This is a genomic window from Brachybacterium sp. (assembly GCF_052095815.1).
Taxonomy (GTDB): domain Bacteria; phylum Actinomycetota; class Actinomycetes; order Actinomycetales; family Dermabacteraceae; genus Brachybacterium.
This window is the reverse complement of record NZ_JBQDLF010000027.1, coordinates 24573-31069: the sequence shown is the minus strand read 5'-3', so window position 1 is coordinate 31069 and position 6497 is coordinate 24573. Positions and strand designations below refer to the sequence as shown.

Sequence of the window (6497 nt, the reverse complement as noted above, 5' to 3'; positions counted from 1 at the left end):
ATCCGCAAATCTCTGAACGGCCCGACATATCGTCCCCGCCCCGTCAGTCGCGGCTCGCCTGGTGCTCATCGCAGCCCTTCTGGCGTTCGCCGCAGCCCTCCTGGTGTTCGCTGGCGGTAGCCCCTGCGCCGACTGAGTCCCACATCAGCTGCCCTCGTCCACGACGAGCGTGGCCGCGCAACGCGCTGGTGCCGCAGCCCAGGCGGCCATTCCGTCGGCCGTCTGTCACACCAGGTCCCGGGGGATCCTCCGCTCCCAGTTCTGCGAGTACACCCGCGGGTCGCCGCGCTCTGCGTCCAGTTCGAAGGCGTCCAACTGGGCGTCGATCACGAACTCGGTGGGGGTGGAGGTGAGGATCGTGCGGGTGGTGATCTCCGCGCCCCAGTCCTCCCGCTCCACCCGGCGCACCGTGCGGGTCTCGCCGCGCACCGAGTTCACGTCGTTCCAGCGGAAGCTGTACCACTCGGTGGTAGCCCGGCGGATGCGGGTGCCGGTCTCTTCGATCACGAACTCGCCCTGATCGTTGGCGACCTCGAGCACGGACTCGTTGGTCGCCAGGTCGCGGGTGACCCGCCAGTGGTGCTCACCGGGGGAGAGGTCGGTGACCTCGAGCGGCTCCGCTCCCTCGGGCTCACCGAACTCGTGCAGATGCGCATCCGCGTCACGGGCCGGCCGCACCGGCACGCGCAGGCTGCTGGACCCGGTGCTCAGCGTGACCGTCGCCGCCTCCGGAGCGGGCCAGATCAGCGGCCAGTACGAGGTGGAGATCGACAGCCGCAGCCGGTGCCCGGCCGGGAAGGACTGGGCGATGCCGTTCAGCGGCACCTCCACCTGGTACTTCTTCCCCGGCTCGAGCGGCTGCGGCTCCGCGCTGCCGTCGCGGTGGGTCAGGTTCAGCACGCCGTAAGTCACGCGGGTCGCCTCACCGTGCGTGTTCACGTCGGAGAGGCGCACTGCCAGCTGCGCGACCGGCTGATCCGCGCTGACCTCGAGCACGCACGTGGGCCGGCCGAAGATCTCCAGCTCCTCGGTCAGGTCCGGGGTCTCGAAGAACAGCGCACCGCCATCCTCCTCCCGCTGGTCGAAGGGCAGATCCGGCACCGCGGCGTAGGACGCCCACTTCCCGGCGAACATCCCCACGCTCAGCGGGGACTGCACAGCGACCTCACGATCCGGCTCGTCGGCCGTGCCCTCTTCGAGGTGGTGGCCGCGCAGCACGTACTCGCGCTCCTCGATCCGCGGGGAGGGCCACTGGTCCTCCGCGATCCAGCGCCCCGGCCGGTCCTCGTAGGACGCCGCGGGGGAGACGCTGTCCTGCATCCACGCCCGCACCATCGGCTCATCCATCACGCCGGTGTCGGTGCCCTTGAGCCAGTGGTCCCACCAGCGCACCACCTCCTGCAGGAAGCCGATCGCCGGGCCCGGCACCCCGATGTGCGGGTACTTGTGGCCCCACGGACCGATCAGACCCTTGCGCGGCACGTCCAGGTTCTCCATCAGGCGGAAGATCGCATTGGTGTACCCGTCGGCCCATCCGCCGACGGCCATCACCGGGACCTGCACCTGGGAGTAGTCCTCGCAGACGGATGCGGGCTTCCAGTAGTCGTCCCGTCGCTGGTGCTCGAGCCAGGTCTCCAGCCACAGCCCGCTGCCCGCGAGCCGTTCATGCCACATCTCCCGCCAGCGCTCGCCGACGATCTGCGGATCCGGCGGGAGGGAGTTGAAGGCGAACATCACCGTGGCCTCGGAGAGGTTGTCCGCCAGCAGCGCCCCGCCCATGTAGTGCATGTTGTCGACGTAGAGGTCATCCGTCGCCGAGGCGCTGATGATCGCCTTCAGCGCGGGAGGCCTGCGGGCGGCGAGCTGCAGGCTGTTGAACCCGCCCCAGGAGATGCCCATCATGCCCACGTTGCCGTCGCACCACGGCTGCTCGGCGAGCCAAGCGATGACGTCCTCCGCGTCCTCATGCTCCTGGGGGCGGTACTCGTCGACCATCACCCCATCGCTGTCGCCGCTGCCGCGCAGATCCACCCGCGCGCACACATAGCCGTGACCAGCGATATAGGGATGGTTCAGATCATCGCGAGCCCGGCTGGAGTCGCGTTTGCGATACGGGATGTACTCCAGCACCGCGGGCACGGGGCGCTGCTCCGCGTCCACCGGCAGCCAGAGCCGGGCCGCGAGCCGGGCGCCATCCCGCATCGGGATGAACACGTTCTCGATCACGCGGATCTCGTAGGGGAACTCGGTGACGGTCCTCATCTATGGTCGCCTCCTGGTCGTCCGTGAGGGTGCTTGCCGGGTGCATTCGGGGGTTCTTGCCGTGGTGCTGAAGCGGCGGGTGGTCAGTCGTCCGCCGGGGCCGGGGCGAACTCGAAGGGCAGCTCGGCGGTGATCGCCGCATAGTCCGCCTCCAGCTGCTCGGTGCTGTCTGCGCCGAGGTAGTGCTTGCCCAGCACGTATCGGTAGCTGTCCTGCCCCGGCAGCTCCGAGAGCCGGTCGCCTTCGCCCACCGTCAGGGTGAGCAGGGTGCCCGGGAAGCGGCGCTCGATCTCCGCCTTGTCCTGCTCGGTGGGGATGCGGGTGACTATCGCGTCCTCGTCATGGAAGATCATCGCCTGCGAGGCGACAGCGAAATCGCCCTCGCGGTGCGGCATCCGCGGCGGCTCGCCGAGCGCGATGTCGATCGCGACCTCGTGGTTCGAGCTGCCGTCCACCTTTGCGAACAGGTCGCTGTGGGACTGGGAGATGCGGGTGTTGATCTCGATCAGCCACAGCTGGTCGTTCGCCTCATCCCACATGAACTCCGAGTTGAAGCAGCCGTTGTCGTACCCCACCTGGCGCAGGTAGCGCTCGGTGAGGTCGATCATCCGCTGCTGCACGCGCTCGGGCACGGTGCTGGCGGGGTAGTCGAGCCGGGAGAAGCTGGTGCCAGCCTCGTCCTTGTGCATGTCGAACACGCCATGGACACGGTACTCGCCGCGGAACATCGTGCCCTCCGGGGCGGCCTGGATGCCCTCCACGAACTGCTCGGCCAGGCACGAGTTGCCGCCGGCGCCGGCGAGCTCGGAGGGCAGCTCCACCTGCTGGAGCACCTCGTTGAACGCATCGCCGATCTCGCCGATGTGCTCGCGGATCTCCACCAGCGCCTCGTCGAAGTCCGCCTCGTCCTCCACCTTGAAGCCGAGGGCGGAGGAGTGCGCCTTGACCGGCTTGACCCAGAACGGGAACTCCAGATCGATGCTCGCCAGCGCGTCCTCCGCGAACGGGTCGAAGACGGCGAAACCGGGCACGCACTCGGTCACCGACCTCTTCTGCTCGAGCCGGCTCCATCCCTTGTGCTCGCTCTTCAGCAGGCTGGTCAGCGTGGGAGCGGGCAGGTCATGCTCGGCGGCGAGCATCGTGCTCATCACGCTGACCGGGAAGTCCCAGTGCGCGATGATCGCGTCGATGCTGCCGTCGAAGGCGTCGAGCTCCGCCCGGGCGTCGCGCATCAGCTGTTCAAAGTCCAGCTCTGTGGTGTTCACCAGGGTGTCGTAGTCGAGCACGCCGTGGAAGGCGTACTCCTCGGCCTGCCTCACCGTCTCGAGCTCACGGTGCTGCACGTCCGTCAGGCCCAGGACGAAGATGTCCTTCTTCGTGCTCATACGTGCTCCTCCGTGTGCTGTGTCGGTCGCCTCGCGGCGGGCCGGATCCATCGAGCGTTGCACGAGAGGTACGGCCGGGCGCAAGCTCCGGGCCGATCGGTCGGGTCGACGAACGACGTGCGGGCCCGTCCGACGAATCGGACGGGCCCGCACGGTCAGGCAGTGCTGCGACTCAGAGCGTCGCGTCGTAGCGCTGCAGGAAAGCCGCCATGGCATCCCGCTTCACAGGATCGAGCGGACGGTAGGTGCCGTTGCTCCATCCGGTGGAGATGCCGGTGGACTTCATCCAGCACATCTCCTTGGAGAACTGCATGCCGCGGGCCACATCGGTGAAGCACTTCCCGCTCGGCTGGGTGTACGCGGGCTCGCCCGCGAACCGATAGAGGAACGCCGCCATCGCGTCACGGGCGATGGGCTGTACCGGCCGGAACTGGTGCGTTCCGTCGGGCATCTTCCACCCTTCGGTGATGCCTTCTTGAGAGGCCCAGATGATTGCCTCATAATGCGGCTGGCCGGGCTTCACATCCGTGAACGGCGACTTTGCCGGGAGCGTCACCGCCGGAGAGCCGGCCTGACGGTAGAGGAACGCCGCCATCGCGTCACGGCTCACGCTCGTCAGCGGGCGGTACTCGGCCCCCCGCGGCGTCGGCCACCCGGTGGAGATCCCTTCCCGAGCCATCCACGTCATCGCAGCGAAATGCTCCATCCCGGGGGTGACGTCCACGAAGGGCGAGATCTCGGGATACGTGACCCGCCAGGTCTTCTTCAGCGGCGTGTAGAACGTCCGCTCGGCGACGACCTTGAAGGAGACGGTCACGGTCCCGGTGACCGTATAGGTCCCGCCCTGCGAGATCACACCGCCGTTCAGCGTGTACTGGACGCGGGGATCCGTCGGGATCTGCACCGTGTGCCCGGCGAGGTCGAACACCGGCTCGCGGAGCCGGTACCCGTACAGGGGAACGAACGTCGCCGAGACCCCTGAGACGCCCACATGCGCATACCCGGCCTGGTCATACACGGAGACGCCCAGCCGGTCCACGCCGTCTGCCAGCGCGTGCGTCCCGGCGGAGACCGGGGTCCACGGGTCCAGCGCGGTGTTCAGCCCGGTGATGTCAGGGATCGTGAACGTCCGTCGCTCCACGTCGACCGTGGGAGAGAGGGATGCGACGACGACGGGGTCGTTGAACGTGTTCGCGGGCTCGAAGCGGATGTTCCACGAGTGGATGCCCGTCAGCGAGTGGCCCGGCGCCGGATACGCGCGGATGATCTCCAAGGTCGATGCCCGGTGCACGCCGGGAGCGAGCGGATTCGCGGCCTGGTCGGCGTATTGGAGCCCGGGCAGGTCGGGGATGGTGAAGGTCGAGGCCTCGATGTCGAAGGCCGGTTCGGGAGCGGTGACCGGGACGAAGTCCTCGGCCTGGCTGCTCTCCTGGGAGGAGGGGCTGCCTGATCCGGGGCCATCTGCAGTCGCGGCAGCGGCGCCGCTGAGGAGGAACGGAACGCTGAGCGCGAACGCTGCGATCCGGCGGAGGGTGGTGGACACGTATCACCTCGATGTGCGGGCGTGGGCAAGGGGATCGGGCGAGCTGGAGGCGCTCATCATAGGGCGCGGACACCCTCTGAGAACACGTTTCGGCGTACCTCTCCGAGCGTGCTCGATCCCGCATCGAGCAGAGGGGATGAGAGCCCGCGGCGCAGTGACGGCCGCTCAGGCGATCGGAGTACGGAACCGCGCCTTGTACGCCTCGAAATCCCACGCCACCTGCTCGTGGTCCCCGTCCAGAAATGCCGTCGCGGCCTTGCGCCCCTTCCGGTAGAGCATCTCGCGCTCCTCGTCGGAGAGGTCGAAATGGGTGGGGCGCACCGCGGCGGTGTCGATGAAGATCGTGCGGGCCACGGAATGCGAGGCGTCGATGTGCATCCGGTCGTAGAAGCCGGTGACCGTGTCCACCACCGCCTTGCCGAAGCTCAGTGGTCCGCGGATCTGGTTCTGCACCCCGAAATCGGCCTCGGGCTTGGCGGAGAGCTTGATGCCGAAGGTGGGCCAGCGCGGAACCTCGCCCTCGGGGCGGTCGAACACCGAGACCGGGAAGTTCGAGAGCAGCCCGCCGTCCACCAGCACCGCGGGCCTGCCGAAGGCGTTCTTCCACCGCACCGGGCGGAAGAACAGCGGGATCGACGTCGAGGCGCGCACGGCGTCCACCACCCGCAGCGTGTCCGGAGTGGAGCCGACGTCCACCGCCTCCAGCGGCAGGTACCGCAGCCGCCCGGCCGAGAGGTCCGAGACGGTCACCACGAGGCGGTAGGCATGCGCGCCCACCAGCTCCATTCCGGCCTCGGGATCCTGGTAGCGCAGATCCGCGAAGGTGCCGGTACGGCCCGGGTCCCCGTACATGGTCAGCTGCTCGGTGAGCCATTCACGCAGGTAGGCGCCGCGATGGATCCCGTTGTGCAGCAGGATGCCCAGCCCCTTGCCGGGCAGGGTGCGGGTCCACCACGGGCCGTCCTCGAAACGGCGGTAGTCCGTCTCCCGCAGCACCTTCACCATCGTGGTCGCCGGGATCCCGGCGGTCGCGAGTGCTCCGGCGATCGACCCGGCCGATGATCCCGCCACCCGGTTCACCCGGTACCCGCGCTCCTCGAGCACCTCGATCGCGCCGGCCAGGGCGATGCCCTTGACCCCGCCGCCCTCGAGCACCAGGTCCACCCGCCGGGTGCCGTCGGCCGCACCGGAACCGGTGGTGGCGGCGCGGGCCGCTCTCGAGTCGTTGTTGCGTGCGTCGGCGCTGCCTGCGCCGGGGGCGGACGAATCGGGATGCGGGGAGGTCATGCGGCGAGGGTAGGGGAGAG

The 6497-nt window shown here is 68.7% G+C and carries 4 protein-coding genes; all 4 read right to left on the bottom strand.

What is annotated here, in order from left to right:
• Window positions 1–225 precede the first annotated feature (225 nt).
• Entirely contained in the window at window positions 226–2262 is a 2037-nt protein-coding gene (locus tag ACTH43_RS11550) for a CocE/NonD family hydrolase (RefSeq protein ID WP_441445048.1), read from the bottom strand.
• Window positions 2263–2345: 83 nt separating this feature from the next.
• The gene (locus tag ACTH43_RS11545) at window positions 2346–3647 is read right to left on the bottom strand and encodes an ATP-grasp domain-containing protein (RefSeq protein ID WP_441445047.1); all 1302 of its coding nucleotides are present in this window, start codon (window positions 3645–3647) and stop codon (window positions 2346–2348) included.
• A gap of 172 nt (window positions 3648–3819) precedes the next feature.
• Window positions 3820–5190, bottom strand: coding sequence for an S-layer homology domain-containing protein (locus tag ACTH43_RS11540; protein WP_441445046.1), 1371 nt, complete (start codon window positions 5188–5190; stop codon window positions 3820–3822).
• A gap of 165 nt (window positions 5191–5355) precedes the next feature.
• Complete coding sequence (locus ACTH43_RS11535; RefSeq protein ID WP_441445045.1) at window positions 5356–6477, bottom strand: patatin-like phospholipase family protein; 1122 nt, start codon at window positions 6475–6477, stop codon at window positions 5356–5358.
• Window positions 6478–6497 lie beyond the last annotated feature (20 nt).